A 651-nucleotide genomic window follows, 5' to 3' on the forward strand; every position below is an offset into this window, starting at 1 on the left:
CAGTACAGGTGCTCCTATAATCAATAGCAATACAACTTCATTAACGGGAGCTAGCTTAACAACAACCGTAAATGGGGTAGCCAGTACAGCTCTGGATTTAACTCCAGCGATTAAAGCTAATGAAACTGTAACCACATTAGCACAGGATTTAGGAACCGGAACAATAACTTATAGCAATGAAGCTGCGACAGCTGCAACAGCGCAAGTTACCAGTACAAATGCAGGCAACATATTAACCGTAGGTACAGATGGTGGAAGTTTATTGACTCCGACTGCAATTACAAATGCTACCACAGTATCAAACACATCAGCAGTAAATAGTCTAACTACAACCGTAAACGGTGTAGCGGGAACAGCAGTGCCTATTATTAATACTAACGAAACATCATTAAATGCGGGAAATTTAACTACAACCGTAAATGGGGTTGCAAGCGCACCATTAGATTTAACTCCAATCATTACAGCAGCAACTACCAATACTTTGGGCTTAGCAGGTAACACTTTAACCTCAACGGTAAACGGAGTAGCCGCAACATCAGACGCTGTAAGTGGTGTTTCAAATGCTTCGGCAGTAAATACTTCGACGGTAACCGTAAACGGTATTACCAGTACAGGTGCTCCTATAATCAATAGCAATACAACTTCATTAAC

1 protein-coding gene is annotated in these 651 nt (G+C 41.3%); it reads left to right on the plus strand.

The window, feature by feature from the left end:
- Positions 1 to 651: hypothetical protein (locus DM397_RS00490; protein WP_162615433.1), on the plus strand; the 651-nt coding region annotated here is incomplete at both ends.

Origin of the sequence: Flavobacterium nitrogenifigens (assembly GCF_003254565.1) — a bacterium.
GTDB lineage: Bacteria > Bacteroidota > Bacteroidia > Flavobacteriales > Flavobacteriaceae > Flavobacterium > Flavobacterium nitrogenifigens.